The sequence below is a fragment of the Mycobacterium europaeum genome (assembly GCF_002102155.1).
In the GTDB taxonomy this organism is placed as follows: domain Bacteria; phylum Actinomycetota; class Actinomycetes; order Mycobacteriales; family Mycobacteriaceae; genus Mycobacterium; species Mycobacterium europaeum.
The window spans coordinates 115685-129838 of record NZ_LQOU01000016.1; the positions used below are offsets into that span (position 1 = coordinate 115685).

Below are 14154 nucleotides of genomic sequence, written 5' to 3' on the forward strand. Positions count from 1 at the left end.
GGCGCGGTCATACCGCTCGTGTCCGGCCGCGCCAATACGGTTGGCGCAGATCGGTTTTGAGGATCTTGCCGCTCGCGTTACGGGGCAGTGACTCCACGAACTCCACCGTTCGCGGGCATTTGTAGCCGGCGAGGTGCCGGCGGCAGAACGCGATGACGTCGTTGGCGTCGACCTCACCCGCGGGCACCACGATCGCCTTGACCGATTCCCCCCAGAAGTCGTCGGGCACCCCGATCACCGCGGCGTCGGCGACGGCGGGATGCTCGATGAGCACGCTCTCCACCTCGGGGCCGTACACGTTCTCCCCGCCGGTGATGATCATGTCCTTGAGCCGGTCCTCGATGTAGACGTAGCCGTCGGCGTCCAGGCGCCCCACGTCGCCCGTGCGCACCCAGTCGTCGCCGGTGATCGTCTCGGCCGTCGCCTCCGGCCGGTTCAGATAGCCGCTCATGTTCTGGTTGCTGCGCACCCAGATCTCGCCGGGCTCCCCGGCGGCGACCTCGACGCCCGTTTCGGGATCGACCACACGAATCTCGGTGCCCAGCACCGCCTTTCCGGCTGCCAGCTGCAGGTGCGGACGGGCGGAGTCGCGGTGATCGGCGTCGCTGAGCGCGGTGACCGCGCCGCACAGTTCCGTCTGCCCGTACACCTGAACGAATCGGGTCTCGGGCCAGGTGGACAGCGCCCGGTGCAGCAGCGGCAGCGGCATGGGCGCCGCCCCGTACACGATGTAGCGCAAGCCCGCGACCGTGGCATGCGCCGCCTCGCCGGCGTCGAGGAACCGGGCGATCACCGGTGGGACGAAGAACGCGTGGGTCGCGCCGGCCCGCACCGCGCCGATCAGGGCGGCGGCGTCGGGCTCGCGGGTCATGATCGTCGGCACCCCCGCGCGAATTCCGAAGAGCGCGTAGCCGATTCCGCCGACATGGAACAGGGGCATGGCCACCAGGTTGGCGTCCCCGTCGTCGAACGGGAAGGCGGGCGCCAGGTTGGCGGCGTGGTTGACCAGCGCGCGCTGGCTCAGCAGCACGCCCTTGGGTCGCCCCGTGGTGCCGGAGCTGTAGATCACCAGCGCGGTCTCGCCCTCGTCGACGCCCGCGTCGCCCTCGGTGGGCGCCGCCGCGGCGAGCAGGGATTCGTACTCGTCACCCACCGCGACGATGCGCTGCACGCCCGGCACCCGTGCGGCGGCCGCCTCGGCCGCCGACTGCAGCTCGGCGCCGACGAAGAGCAGCCGCGCCCCGCTGTCGTCGAGCACGTGCACGAGTTCGTCGCCGATGACGCGCCAGTTGACGATGGTGGTCACCGCCCCGATCGACGCGGCGGCGAAGAGGACCTCGAGGCAGGCGGGGTGGTTCTTGTCCAGGAACGCCACGCACTGCCCCCGCTGGACCCCGGCGGCGCGCAGCGCGCCGGCCACGCGGCGGATCCGCGCGGCCCAGTCAGCCCAGGACCACTGCTGTTCGCCGTAGCGAATGGCCACGGCGTCGGGCCGCTGCTGTGCGTGCCGATCGACGAACCCGGCCAGTGTCTCGGTCGTGTTCGCCGCGGTGTCGGCTGGTGGCATTGATTCCCCCAGGTAGGTGAGTTCGTTCCTCTTGAGTGTGCACTGGGGGCGTTGAGTGTGCACTGAGGGTGGGAGCTAGGCGATTTTCCCTCCGTGGACTCACACGCAAAGCCCTGGATACCCACGCAAAGCCGAGCCGCAGCGCGCTCATTCCATCGACCGGATCATCATGCCGCCATCGCCTGCGGCTTGGGGGGTCGCGTTGTTGTCCTGACGGTAATCGACGAACGCCGACTGCTGAGTCGAGGTGTTCAGCAGTTCGGTGAAGGTGCCGATGACGGGGATCGCGCCCTCGGGTGCCAGCACGTCGGCGGTGTAGTCGATGGAGGCCTCCTGCTGGAACTTCGGCCCCGGCAGCGTCCTGGTGCGCGGCTCGCTGACTTCCCGCACGTTGCCCAGGACGGCCGATGCGGTGCTGGCGAACTGATCTTTGTCCGCTTGCAGGACGGCCACCACATCCGTTCCGCCGGCCGGTTTGACGGTGACCCGCATCTGCGCGCTGCGGTCGGCGTTGCTGAGCGCCACCCAATTCGGCCCGCGGTGGCCGAGTGTCCAGCCGGGCGCGGGAACGATCGAGACGCCCTGGGCGATGGCGATCGGCTCGCCCGAGGTGAGCCGCACCGAGGGCGGCGAGGTGGTGGTTCCGATCACGACGATGGCCGCCGCGACGGCGGTGGCCACGATCACCGCGACGGGGGCGACCCGCCGCGGACGTAGCGGCTCGGGTGTCGACGTAAACATGTGTTGGCTCCTAATCCGGCCCTGGGCGAAGGGGGTGATGCGCCCGCTAGTTTTCACCATGTCCCCGCGGACGGGCGCTGTTCAAGACCGGGCCGCTATTTGCCGATAGCTCTCTGCTATCAAACCGACCGTCTCCGGCGCCACCGCAGAGTTTGCCCACGTGCGAGCGGTGCGGTGTGTCAACATGTCTGCGGCCTGACACGATCCTTCAGCAGAGGGGACCAAGAGTGGTGAACCCTGACCGTGCCCGCTCACGCACGTTCGTCGTGACGGGCGCCGCATCCGGAATCGGCCTGGCGACCGCGAGGCGCCTGTTGGCCGAGGGGGGCACGGTCGTCGGCGCCGACCTGGCCGACCCGCTCGACCTCGGGCCCGGGTTCGAGTTCGTGACCGCGGACGTGACCGACGAGGCCGCGGTCGCCGCGGTGCTGGCCGCCGTGCCCGATCGCCTCGACGGCGTCCTGCACGCGGCCGGCGTCGCCGGGGGAGGCCCGGTCCATCTGCTCGACCGGGCCGAATGGCAGCGGGTGATCGAAACCAACCTCACCGGCACGTTCCTGGTCGCCAAGGCGGCGCTGGCGCGGATGATCGAGCAACCCCGGGTGGACGGCGAACGCGGTTCGCTGGTGACCGTCGCCAGCGTCGAGGGCCTGGAGGGCACGGCGGGCGGCAGCTCGTACAACGCGGCCAAGGGCGGCGTCGTGCTGCTCACCAAGAACATCGCGCTCGACTACGGGCCCAGCGGCATCCGGGCCAACGCCATCTGTCCCGGCTTCATCGACACGCCGATGGCCCAGAACGTCTTCGGCCTCCCCGGCATGGAGGGCCCGCTGCAATCAATCACCGCCGAGCACGCCCTGCAGCGGCTGGGCCGGCCGGAGGAGGTCGCGGCCATGGCGGCGTTCCTGCTGTCGCCCGACGCCTCCTTCGTCAGCGGCCAGGCCATCGCCGTCGACGGCGGCTACACCGCCGGCCGCGACCACGGTGTCGTCAAACTCTTCGGCTTTCCCTCCTAGCGCCTTAAGATTCGCGCATGGTCACTCCCGACGAGGCGATCGAGGCGATTCGGGGCACCGGCGGTGCGCAGCCGGGCTGCCGCGCGCTGCACGCCAAGGGCACGCTCTACCGCGGCACGTTCACCGCGACACCTGATGCGGTGATGCTCACGCGCGCAAAGCATCTCGACGGTTCGACGATCCCGGCGCTGATTCGCTTCTCCAACGGCGCCGGCAACCCCAAGCAGCGCGACAACGTGCCGGGGATCCGCGGCATGGCGGTGAAGTTCACGCTGCCCGACGGCTCCACCACCGACGTGTCCACCCAGACCGCGCGACTGTTCGCCTCGAGCACACCGGACGGATTCGTCGATCTGCTCAAGGCGATGCGGCCCGGCCTGACCACACCGCTGCGCATGGCCACCCACTTGCTGACCCATCCCCGGCTGCTCGGCGCGCTGCCGGTGCTGCGGGACGCGAACAGGATCCCGGCCAGCTATGCCACCACCGAGTACCACGGCTTGCACGCGTTCCGCTGGGTCGCCGCCGACGGCAGCGCCAGATTCGTTCGCTACCACATGGTTCCGGCCGCCACCGAGAACTACCTGTCGGCGTCGGCCGCCCGGAGCGAGGGTCCGGACTTTCTCACCGACGAGCTGAACGCGCGCCTGCAGGGCGGGCCGGTGCGATTCAACTATCGGGTGCAGATCGGCGGGCCCACCGACTCGACGGTCGACCCGTCGGCGCCCTGGCAGAGCACGCAGATCGCGACCGTCGGCACCCTGGAGATCACCGGCCTGGAGACCGAGCGCGAGCATGGCGGCGACATCGTGGTGTTCGACCCGATGCGGGTGACCGACGGCATCGAGCCCTCCGACGATCCGGTCCTGCGCTTCCGCACGCTCGCGTATTCGGCGTCGGTGAAGCTCCGCACCGGCGTCGACCGCGGGGCCCAAGCGCCACCCGCCTGACGACAACCTCGCCCCGCCGGTCGCCCGCGAGCCGAAACCGGCGGCAGGCTAGGGTTTTTCTTCAGTGTCGCCTTCCCACATGCTTCTGATCTGTTTGGCCGGGTTCGGCGCCGGCGCCATCAACGCGCTCGTCGGGTCCGGCACCCTGATCACGTTCCCCACGCTGGTCGCCCTCGGCTTCCCGCCGGTCACGGCCACCATGTCCAACGCGATCGGTCTGGTCGCCGGCAGCGTGTCGGGCACCTGGGGTTACCGCGCCGAGTTGCGTGGCCAGTGGGACCGGCTGCGCTGGCAGATCCCGACGTCACTGGCCGGCGCGGTGCTGGGCGCGTTCCTGCTGCTGCATCTGCCGGAAAAGGTCTTCGCCGAGGTGGTGCCGGTGCTGTTGGTCCTGGCGCTGACGCTGGTGGTCGCCGGGCCGCGGATCCAGGCCTGGACGAGCCGGCGGGCCGAGGCGGCGGGCCGTTCGGCCGAGCACGTCACGCCCGCCCGGATGGCCGTCCTGGTGCTCGGCACGTTCGCCGTGGGCGTCTACGGCGGCTACTTCACCGCGGCGCAGGGCATCCTGCTGGTCGGCGTGATGGGTGCGCTGCTGCCGGAATCGGTGCAGCGGATGAACGCTGCCAAGAACCTCATGACACTGGTGGTGAATGTGGTTGCGGCGGTGGCCTATACGTGGGTGGCCTTCGACCGGATCAGCTGGCCGGCCGCGGGGCTGATCGCGGCCGGCTCGCTGGTCGGGGGAGTGGTCGGGGCCCGCTACGGGCGCCGGTTATCGGGCAACGCGCTGCGCGCCACCATCGTGGTGGTGGGCCTGATCGGGTTATATCGACTGGTCGCCATCGCGTGACGGAAAAGGCTGGGGCCCAAAGGATTCAGCTCAGCGTGGCGGCGGCCGCCTCCTCGATCACGTCCATCACGCCACCCCGCCTGCGCCACGCCCGCAGCTGGCGCATCGCCCCGTGTTGCCCTGCTCGGCGACGCGGTCGAGTTCGGCTGCGACGCGGTCGAGTTCGGCTGCGACGCGGTCATATTCACCGAGCGACTCCAGCGCCGGCCGCGCCCGCCGCACCAGCGCGCCCAGCTGCTCGCGCGCCGGCACCGCTCCGCGCCAGTCCCTCGCCGAGCCCAAAGCTGGTCGCCACGACGCTGGAAGTCGTTTCCATCTGGCAGCTGCTCAGCTCCAGTTTCGCGGAGCCGGTTCACCGGTGCGCGGGTCGACGAAGAGGAATTCCTCCTTCGCGCCGAAGGTGGGCGGGTCGCTCATCCGGCCGGGGGACGGCGATCAGCGGCCGGGCCGCCCCGTCACCAACGGGCCGCGGACGCCAGGGCGGAATCGGCCGTCGGGTAGATCGGCAGCAGCCCGGACAGGCCGCACGCGTCGACGATGCGGGCGACGATCGGCTCGCAGCTCACCAGCCGCAATTCGATGCCGCGCTCCTTGCAGCGCTTCGCCTCGTCGGTCAGCACCGCGAAGGCGCAGCAGCCCATGAACTCGAGGCCGGTCACGTCGATCACCAGGGGGCCGGGAGCGATGACGATGCCGGCCACCTCGGAGACCAGCTGGCGCCAGGTGTGCTCATTGCAGGCGTCGATCTCCCCGCCCGCGTAGACCAGCACCGCCGGGCCGCTGCGATCGGCCGTCGCGCGCAGCGTGCTGTTCGGATCGCCCAGCTCGTACACCAGCTTCGTGCTCAGCATCAAGTGGGTAGTTGTCATAGGTTCTGCAATGGCCGAGCACATCGTGGACTCCTAATCGACCGGCGTCTACGACGCTGCGATGGATGCCCGTCCTGCCCTCTGAAGACAGACTCTTCGCGAAAGTGCGAATCTCATTTCTATAACAAGACAGGTCGGTCTGTCTACCTGTCCCGGCTAAGAGTATGTTGTGGGTTGTTATGACAGCTTCCGACCTCGGAAGGCCCGCCGCGTCGGCTCGCGAGCGCATCTTGACCTCGGCGTATGACCTGTTCAGCCGGCGCGGGGTCCGTGCTGTCGGCACCGAAGAAGTGATCGAGCGGGCCGGGGTCGCAAAGGCCACGCTGTACCGCCACTTCGCCACCAAGAACGACCTGGTGCTGGCCGTGCTGCAGCGGCGCGAGGAATTGTGGACGCACGGGCTGATCGACGAACAGTCCCGGCAGCGCGGCGAGACGCCCGAGGAACAGTTGCTGGCGATCTTCGACGTCATGCACGAGTGGATCCAGCTGCGCGACGGCTACGAAGGCTGCTCGTTCATCAACGTGCTGCTCGAGCTCGGACCCGAATCCCCCGCCGGACAGGCCTGCATCACCCACATCGAGCACGTCCGCGACATCCTGCGTCACCGCGCCGTCGCGGCGGGGCTGGCCGACGTCGAGGACTTCGCCTCGTCGTGGCACATCCTCATGAAGGGCGCCATCGTGCTGGCGGCCGTGGGTGATTCGGATGCGGCGTTGCGCGCCCGCAGGATGGCCGTCGCACTGATCGAAGAGCACCGGCCGGTCGCGCCGGAGGACGTCGGCGAGGCGGCAAGCTAGCCGCCGGCGGTCACGCGGCGTCGGCCGCGGTGCTGCCGGCCTTGCGGTAGTGCTCGGCCTCGAGTTCGGCGATGGCCCGCGACGTGCGCTCGCGCAGTGCGAAGGCGGCGATCAGACCGAAGACGATGGCGATGACGAGCGCGATCCAGGAGAACCGCTCCATCCAGCGCTCCGCGGCCATCCCGGCGAAATACACCAGTGCGGTGGTGCCGCCGGCCCAGCAGATGGCGCCCGAGACGTTGGCCACCAGGAAGCGCGGGTAATGCATCTTCAACGCTCCGGCCAGCGGCCCGGCGAAGATCCGCAGCAGCGCGATGAAGCGGCCGAAGAAGACCGCCCGAACTCCCCAGCGGTTGAACAACTTTTCGGCCAACGCGACGTGTCCGGGACCGAAATGTTTGGGGAACCGCCGGCCCAGGCGGTCGAAGAGCGGCATGCCGAACCGGCGACCGATCGCGTAGCCGATCGAGTCGCCGATGACGGCGCCGATCACCGCCGCGACCCCGACACCGACGGGGTTGACCGGCAGGTCGTCGTGCGACGACATCAGCGCGGCGCTGACCAGAATGATCTCTCCGGGGAGGGGGATGCCCAGGCTCTCCAGCCCGACCACACCGCCGACCACCAGGTAGACCGCGAGCGGCGGGATCGCGTGCAGCAAAACCTCCACATCCATGCGTCCAGGATGCCTGACCGCCCGGCGGAACGCGCCCTAAACCCTCCGGTTCGCGCCGGCCGGCCTGCTCGGCGCGCTGAGGCTCTCCAGTCGCGGGCGTTTGGGTTCCCGGCCGTCGGCCGAGGACATGCCGCGCAGCCGCCGCCAGATCCACGGGAAGAAGCTGTCCTGCGTCCACCGCAGCTGCTCGTAAGCGCCGCTACTGAGCGACCGCCTCCTGGCGCCGGCGCTGGCGTGGGCCCAATCGTGGTTGCTCCCAGGAAGATTCAGGGCCTCGGCGGCCGCGGCGGCGAACAGCATGTGCCCCTTGCTGGAGGCGTGCACCCGGTCGACGGCCCAGGTGTCCAGCTCGCGCATCGACGGCGCGTTGTACAGGTCGACCAGCCCGAACCCGTAGCGGTCGGCGGCCGCCGTGATCGCGGCGTTGATGCGGGCCAGACGCCCCGACACCAGCCGCCCGAGCGGGAGGAACTGCGCAACGTTCGGGAAGGTCGTCGTCACCACCGTCGCGCCGGACCTGGCCAGCGCGGCGTAGACGTACTCCAGGTCGGCCAGGGCGGGGCCGAACGAGCGGCCCGGCTGAATGACGTCGTTCATCCCGGCGCACACGGTGATCAGGTCCGGCCGCATCGCCAGCGCCTGCGGGACCTGCTCGTACAGGACGTCGGCGATCCGCTTGCCGCGGATCGCCAGGTTGGCGTAGTGCAGGCCCGGATAGAGCGAATCGAGCATGACGGCGAGCCGGTCGGCGAATCCCAGGAGGCCCACGACGTCGTCGCCGTCCCACAGGCCCTCGGTCTGGCTGTCCCCGATGGCGACGTAACGGCGATACCCGAACGGAATAGCCCCGCGCACGAAGCCGAGAATAATAGCCATCGCCGCCCCGGTGTGGGAAGCATGGCCACCCACTCTCCTGCTCAGAACCGCGGCCGGTGGACTAGCGTCGTTGAGCATGGCTATGCCTTTGAAGGGCAACGGGATTCGCATCGGTCGTCGGGCGAGCGTCGCGTTCGGTGTCTTCGTCGCCCTGGCCGTGTCCGCGGCGGGGTTGCTGTGGGCCAAGTGGGCGCCCTACGCGGCGAAGGCCGCCGCCGCTCACCGGAGCCGCCACTGGTCCGGATCGAGCATCCTCACCGCAGGTGGCGTGCACGCCGGGGACCGCCCGACTTGGCACGCCGCCGCGACGTTCTTCCACGCATACGTGTCGTCGATCTGGCCGGCGCTGATCGTGGCGCTGCTGATCAGCGCCTCGGTGCAGGCGTTGCTGCCCCGGTCATGGCTGCCGCGCGCGTTGAACCGTCGAGGGGCGGTCTCCAGCGGGCTGGCCGCCGGGCTTGCGGGCATGCCGTCGATGATGTGCGCGTGTTGCACCGCGCCGGTCGCCGTCACCTTGCGGCGCAACGGCATCACGCCCGCGGCGGCCGTCGCCTACTGGCTGGCGAACCCGTTGCTCAACCCGGCGGTGCTGGTGTTCCTGTTCTTCGTCGCGCCCTGGCAATGGACGCTGACCAGGATGGTCGTCGGGGTCGCCACGGTGCTCGGCGTCGCGGCTTCGGTGGGATGGGTCTCGCGCAGGTCCGGCGGTGAGCCCATCCCGGCGGGAACGCTCGCGGCGGCTGACGACGACGAGCCCGCGGGGCGGGCGCGCAGGTTCGTGCGGGCCCTGCTGTCTCTGTGCCTGTTCCTGCTGCCCGAGTACGCCGTGCTGGTGCTGCTCGCGGGGGCGCTGCGGGGCTGGCTGCTCAGCTTGGGCCAGCCGGCGCACCACGGACTGCTCCCGGGCCTTGTGCTGGTGCTGGTCGTCGCGGTCGCCGGGACGCTGATGGTCATCCCGACGGCGGGGGAGATTCCGATCCTGCAGGGGCTGGCCCTGCTGGGCGCGTCGTCGGGGACGATCGGCGCGCTGCTGATCACCCTCCCTGCGGTGAGCGCTCCGGGTGCCGCCATGGTCGCCCGCAGCTTCGGCTGGCGGGCCGTCGCAACCACGACGGCCGTGGTGATCGCGGCGGGACTGCTCGGGGCGGGCGTCCTCAGCTTGCTGTGAGTCGCAACCCGCGCGGGTGGTCCTTGGGTACGTTCACTGTCATGCCGAGGAAGCGTGACCGGGACGCCGAGGTGCCCGCCGCCGACTCGCTTGCGCCCCAGTACCCGATCGAGTCCGTCGACAACGCCCTCAAGCTGTTGCTGCTGTTGGGCGAACGACCCGAGATCCGGTTGAGCGAGGCGACCCGCTACCTCGGCGTGGCGTCGTCCACCGCGCACCGGCTGCTGGCGATGCTGGCCTACCGCGGGTTCGTCCGGCAAGACCCGGTGTCAAAGGCCTATCTGCCGGGGCCGTCGTTGACCGGGGTGGCGTTCGCGATCTTCGGCCGCGTCGACATCCAGCGGACCGCCATGCCGATCATGCGACGCCTGAGCGAACAGCTGCGCGAAACCGTTCACGTCGGGATGCTCGACGGCGCCGGCGTCCGCTTTGTCGCCGCGGTGGAGGGCCCGGCGGCGGTGCGGGTGGCGTCCCGGTTGGGCCGCACCCTGCCCGCGCACTGCACTTCGACGGGCAAGGTCATGCTGGCGCAGCTGCCCGAACCGGAGCTGCGCCAGCTGCTGCCGCACGAGCGGCTGGAACGCATCACGCCGTCCTCGATCGGTACCCGCACCGAGCTGGAGGCCGAGCTCGCCGCCATCCGCGAGCGCGGGTACGCGATCAATCGCGAGGAGAGCGAGGAGGGCGTGGCCTCGGTCGCGGTCCCCATACCCACACGGGCCCCGGGTTTGCGGCTCGCGCTCAACGCCGCCGCGCCCCAAAACCGGCTGGACATTTCCGGGTATGGCGCGGTGGCGGCCGCACTTGTCAAGGCCGCCAAGGACATTGGTGATCAGCTGGGCTGAGGTGCCCGAGCGATGCCGCGTCCGCGCGGCCTTCCGGTCGCAGTCGGCCGGCCACCGTGGGTTTCGTTCGGCGCACACCGCAATTGAGTAGTCTTACGGATTCCGGCGAGTAGCGGCCTGCCGCAGGCTGATTGGCATGACCGTTCCCGATAGCATGTCCAAAACCACCGCTGCCTTCTTCGTTCAAGCGGCTGTCGCGTTCGCGATCAGCTTCGTGACCGCGCTGGGCGGCATCTACCTGCTCCCGCTCGACCTGTGGCAGCGATCCTTCCTCGGCATCACGTTCCTGTTCTTGGTGTCGAGCGCGTTCACGTTGGCCAAGGTGATTCGCGACCAGCAGGAAGCCGCCACGGTGCGCGTGCGACTCGACGAGGCCCGGATCGAGAAACTGCTGGCCGACTACGACCCGCTCAATGCCGCGAACTGAGTAGTACTACGCAGGCCCGACGCGTAGAACTGCGCGGGTGCCGGCCCCGCGCGGTCGGCGATGCTTCATCCATGGCATCCGCCACAGCACCTCCGGGCCGCAGCGCCGCCCAATTCCCTGCTTCGACAATAGGTTTCCCGAGAGGATCGGAACATTCCCATGGCAGCTCTCACCAGATTCCCGGACGTCGCCCAAGTCGCGGCGGCCACTCCGGCTGACCGCGATCGTGTCCTGGACGTCATCCGCATCACGTCGCTGATCGGTGTCGTGCTCGGCCACACCGTGATGGCCATCAGCGTCATCCGCAACCACGTCCTGATCTGGGACAACCTGCTGACCACCTCGGCGGTGTTCCAGGCGGCGACCTGGATCCTGCAGATCATGCCCCTGTTCTTCTTCGCCGGTGCCGCGGCCTGCCTGTCCTCGTGGTCCGTCGGCACCAACTGGGGTGACTGGCTGATGAAACGCTGCACGCGATTGTTCCGGCCCGTGTTCTACTACCTGGCGTTCTGGGCGGTGGCGCTGACGATGCTGTATCACGCTTTGCCACAACATATCTACGAGCCGGTGGCCGGCGTCAGCACGCAGCTGCTGTGGTTCCTGGGCGCCTACGTGCTGGTGCTGGCCGCCATGCCGGTGCTGTACCGCATCACCACCGCGGGGCGTCTCGCCGCCGCCGTGGCCGGTGTCTACGGGGCCATCGCGGCGATCGACGCCGTCCGGTTGCACTGGCCGGCCATGATGCCCCTGGGCTACCTCAACCTGGCCGTCTGGCTCATCCCCGCCATGTTCGGCGTCGCCTACCGCCGCCGGCTGCTCACCGGGCGCGCCGCGCTGGCGGTCGCGGCCGCCTTCTTCGCCGTCGACGTCGCCCTGGTGCACTGGGGCCCGTACCAGATCAGCATGGTCGGCACCGGTGATCACCAGCTCTCCAACACCAGCCCGCCGTCGCTGCTGCTGGCCGGGCACGCAATCATCCTGAGCGCCTTGGCGATCGCCGCCGCGCCGGCGATCGCACGCTGGGCCCGGCGACCGCGGGTGTGGTGGTGGACCGCGATCGGCAACTCCGGGGCCATGACCCTGTACCTGTGGCACATGCCCGTGCTGCTGGGCGTGCACCTGGCCTTCGACTACCTCGGCTGCCCACGCTATCCGGGCGCGCAGGACTTCCTCGCCGTCAGCCTTGCGCAGCTGCTCGTCGTGGTCGTCGCCGTCGCAGCGCTCTTCGTCGCGCTGCGGCCGTTGGAGAACAACCCGCTGGCCGGCTGGGACGGCGCCCCCACGGTGACCTCGCGCGGGCGCGGAGCGGCCATCGGTGCCCTGCTGTGCGTGGCGGGCGTGGCCATCCTCGCCGCGATCAGGTGGGGGCTCAAAGACGACGGCCTGGTGTGCATGGCCGTGATGGTGACCGCGCTGGTCGGCGCCCGGGTGCTGGCCGCCGCGCCGGCAAAGCACCTCACCACGGCGCGCTCGTAGGTGGAGGCTTCGTTGACCCGCGGGGCGGTCGGCCGGCCGCCCCGCGGGTCACGGTTCTTCGTCGAGGCCGTGCTCGATGGCGTAGCGGGCCAGCTCCACCCGGTTGCCGACCTGGAGTTTGCGGAAGGTCGCCTGCACGTGATTCTCGACCGTGCGGTGGCTCAGGGACAGTCTCTGCGCAATCTGCTTGGCGGACAGCCCCTTTGCCACATACCGCAACACCTCGGTCTCGCGTTCGGTGAGGCTGGGCCGGGCGGGACCGTCGTCGTTGCCCTGTGCGATACGCCGATATTCCCCCAACACCAGCCCGGCCAGGCTCGGGGTGAACACGGCGCGGCCCTCAGCTGTCGCCGTCACGGCCTGCGCCAGTTCCGATTTGGAGGCGCTCTTGACCAGATAGCCAGTGGCGCCGGCCTTCACGGCTTCCAGCACATCGTCTCGCTCGTCGGAGGCCGAGAGCACCAGCACCCGCGACGACGGGGAGACCGCGAGCACCCCCGCGGTCGCTTCCGCGCCGTCGCCGTCGGGCAACTGCATATCCATCACCACCACGTCTGGCTTGACCACGGCCGCCCGCCGCCGGGCGGCGGCGACACTGTCGGCGGTGGCGACCACGGTGAAGCCGTCTTCGGCCAGGTCGCGGGCGACGGCATCGCGCCAGATGGGATGGTCGTCGACGACCATCACCGTCGTCGTGGGGGTGTCACCGGCCATGGTGTGCCTTTCCGCGTGGCAGGCACAACTCCCACTCGGTGCCTTCTCCGGGCTCGCTGCGCAGGCGGGCCGTGCCGCCCAGCGAAGCCAGCCGCCCCACGATCGATTGGGAGATGCCGAGGCGCCCCTGGCCGGCGGCCTCCTCGAGCCGGCCGGCGGCGATTCCCACACCGTCGTCGCGGATGCTGACCACCACGGAATCGCCCAGGTCTTCGACGAGCACGAACGCGTGCGCGCCGGGGCCGGCATGCGCGGCCACGTTGTCCAGCGCATTGCCCACCGCCGCGTTCAGTTCGGTGCCCACCCGGCGACCCAAGGGCACCGGCGTGGCGGGCAGGCTCAGCGACACCAGGTCGGATTCCCGGCTGCGCAGCAGGGTGCGCAGGTCGATGGTGGCGCCGTCGGTGTCCTGGTCGACGTCCGTGGCGGCCAGCCACCGCCGCAGCGCGCGTTCCTGCTCGCTGGCCAGTTCGGCGAGTTCCGCGGTGGCGCCGCCGATTTCGTGGCCCTTCTTGGCCACCAGCGCCAGCACCTGGATGGCACCGTCATGGACTTGGCGGGACAGGCGTTCCCGTTCCTGCACCGCGGCCGTCAACCGGGCCGCCCGCTGGAGTTCGTCGTGGGCGCGCCGCGCGGTTTGGGCGGCCATGCCGATCGCCATGCCGATCGCCAGCTCGATGATGACGGTGGCGTTGTGCCCCAGGTTGAGGGCGAAATAGTTCTTGACCCCGAAATTGGTGGCCATCACCACCAGGCCCGTGAGCATGCCGCCGGCGGGACCGAACAGGATGGCGGCCGAGATGGTCGGGTTGCTGGCCCACAGCGTGGTCGGCCAGGTCTGGTTCTCGGACGCCCAGTGTGGGGTGGTGACGATGGTGTTCGACGCCATCAGCAGCACGGCGATCACGATCTCGGCGAGCACCCACGCCGGTCGGCGGCCGAACCCGCGCAGGTACGCCAGCGCGCACGCCGCGCTCCAGCCGATGAGCACCGCGAACAGCGCCCAGCCCAGCGCGGGCCGACGCAGATCCGGGTTGATGGCGATCTGAAAGCCGGTGGCGTAGACGCAGCTCAGCAGCCTGAACACCTGCGCCGCACGCCATAACGGCGTGGTCGGATCGGGGTCGCTTTTCGCCATCGAGGTCAGCATAAGTGTGGGCCGGATTGCGGGAGGGAAGA

The 14154-nt window shown here is 69.9% G+C and carries 16 protein-coding genes; 8 read left to right on the plus strand and 8 right to left on the minus strand.

Annotated elements, in window-relative coordinates:
- Window positions 1-7: 7 nt before the first annotated feature.
- The gene (locus tag AWC03_RS08645; protein ID WP_085240090.1) at window positions 8-1567 is read right to left on the minus strand and encodes a long-chain-fatty-acid--CoA ligase; all 1560 of its coding nucleotides are present in this window, start codon (window positions 1565-1567) and stop codon (window positions 8-10) included.
- Between the two features lie 147 nt (window positions 1568-1714).
- Complete coding sequence (locus AWC03_RS08650; protein WP_085240172.1) at window positions 1715-2188, minus strand: hypothetical protein; 474 nt, start codon at window positions 2186-2188, stop codon at window positions 1715-1717.
- Window positions 2189-2535: 347 nt separating this feature from the next.
- Here AWC03_RS08650 and AWC03_RS08655 point away from each other — a divergent pair, with 347 nt between their 5' ends.
- The 3 genes from AWC03_RS08655 to AWC03_RS08665 all read left to right on the plus strand — a co-directional run bounded on the left by AWC03_RS08655 (window position 2536) and on the right by AWC03_RS08665 (window position 5124).
- On the plus strand, window positions 2536-3324 hold the full coding sequence (locus AWC03_RS08655; protein ID WP_085240091.1) for an SDR family NAD(P)-dependent oxidoreductase: 789 nt from the start codon (window positions 2536-2538) through the stop codon (window positions 3322-3324).
- Window positions 3325-3341: 17 nt separating this feature from the next.
- Window positions 3342-4274 (plus strand): catalase family peroxidase, encoded by a 933-nt coding sequence (locus tag AWC03_RS08660; protein ID WP_085240092.1) that lies wholly within the window; start codon window positions 3342-3344, stop codon window positions 4272-4274.
- A 64-nt stretch (window positions 4275-4338) separates the two neighbouring features.
- Window positions 4339-5124 (plus strand): sulfite exporter TauE/SafE family protein, encoded by a 786-nt coding sequence (locus AWC03_RS08665; RefSeq protein WP_085240093.1) that lies wholly within the window; start codon window positions 4339-4341, stop codon window positions 5122-5124.
- A 66-nt stretch (window positions 5125-5190) separates the two neighbouring features.
- Here AWC03_RS08665 and AWC03_RS08670 read toward each other — a convergent pair whose 3' ends face one another.
- Together AWC03_RS08670 and AWC03_RS08675 are read right to left on the minus strand one after the other, a co-directional pair.
- Window positions 5191-5406, minus strand: coding sequence for a hypothetical protein (locus tag AWC03_RS08670; protein WP_420845653.1), 216 nt, complete (start codon window positions 5404-5406; stop codon window positions 5191-5193).
- 173 nt (window positions 5407-5579) lie between these two features.
- A complete protein-coding gene (locus AWC03_RS08675) occupies window positions 5580-6017 on the minus strand; it encodes an anti-sigma factor antagonist (protein WP_208859458.1) in 438 nt (145 codons plus the stop codon).
- Between the two features lie 155 nt (window positions 6018-6172).
- Here AWC03_RS08675 and AWC03_RS08680 point away from each other — a divergent pair, with 155 nt between their 5' ends.
- The gene (locus AWC03_RS08680) at window positions 6173-6793 is read left to right on the plus strand and encodes a TetR/AcrR family transcriptional regulator (RefSeq protein WP_085240095.1); all 621 of its coding nucleotides are present in this window, start codon (window positions 6173-6175) and stop codon (window positions 6791-6793) included.
- A 10-nt stretch (window positions 6794-6803) separates the two neighbouring features.
- Here the strand turns inward: AWC03_RS08680 and AWC03_RS08685 are convergent, their stop codons facing one another.
- Together AWC03_RS08685 and AWC03_RS08690 are read right to left on the minus strand one after the other, a co-directional pair.
- The gene (locus AWC03_RS08685; RefSeq protein ID WP_085240096.1) at window positions 6804-7469 is read right to left on the minus strand and encodes a DedA family protein; all 666 of its coding nucleotides are present in this window, start codon (window positions 7467-7469) and stop codon (window positions 6804-6806) included.
- A 36-nt stretch (window positions 7470-7505) separates the two neighbouring features.
- Window positions 7506-8324, minus strand: a complete 819-nt coding sequence (locus AWC03_RS08690; RefSeq protein WP_208859493.1) for an SGNH/GDSL hydrolase family protein — start codon at window positions 8322-8324, stop codon at window positions 7506-7508.
- A gap of 97 nt (window positions 8325-8421) precedes the next feature.
- Here AWC03_RS08690 and AWC03_RS08695 point away from each other — a divergent pair, with 97 nt between their 5' ends.
- From AWC03_RS08695 to AWC03_RS08710, 4 genes are all read left to right on the plus strand, one after another.
- Window positions 8422-9513 carry a permease gene (locus AWC03_RS08695; RefSeq protein WP_085240097.1) on the plus strand — a complete coding sequence of 364 codons (1092 nt, stop codon included), beginning with the start codon at window positions 8422-8424 and terminating at the stop codon, window positions 9511-9513.
- Between the two features lie 41 nt (window positions 9514-9554).
- Window positions 9555-10358 carry an IclR family transcriptional regulator gene (locus AWC03_RS08700; protein WP_085240098.1) on the plus strand — a complete coding sequence of 268 codons (804 nt, stop codon included), beginning with the start codon at window positions 9555-9557 and terminating at the stop codon, window positions 10356-10358.
- A gap of 136 nt (window positions 10359-10494) precedes the next feature.
- Window positions 10495-10785: a YiaA/YiaB family inner membrane protein gene (locus AWC03_RS08705; RefSeq protein WP_085240099.1), complete on the plus strand. Its 291-nt coding sequence runs from the start codon at window positions 10495-10497 to the stop codon at window positions 10783-10785.
- Window positions 10786-10944: 159 nt separating this feature from the next.
- Window positions 10945-12261, plus strand: coding sequence for an acyltransferase family protein (locus tag AWC03_RS08710; RefSeq protein ID WP_085240100.1), 1317 nt, complete (start codon window positions 10945-10947; stop codon window positions 12259-12261).
- A gap of 48 nt (window positions 12262-12309) precedes the next feature.
- Here the strand turns inward: AWC03_RS08710 and AWC03_RS08715 are convergent, their stop codons facing one another.
- Both AWC03_RS08715 and macS read right to left on the minus strand, forming a co-directional pair.
- Entirely contained in the window at window positions 12310-12975 is a 666-nt protein-coding gene (locus AWC03_RS08715; protein WP_085240101.1) for a response regulator, read from the minus strand.
- Window positions 12965-14125: a MacS family sensor histidine kinase gene (macS, locus tag AWC03_RS08720; protein ID WP_085240102.1), complete on the minus strand. Its 1161-nt coding sequence runs from the start codon at window positions 14123-14125 to the stop codon at window positions 12965-12967. Before macS ends, AWC03_RS08715 begins: the two co-directional genes overlap by 11 nt.
- Between the last annotated feature and the right edge of the window lie 29 nt (window positions 14126-14154).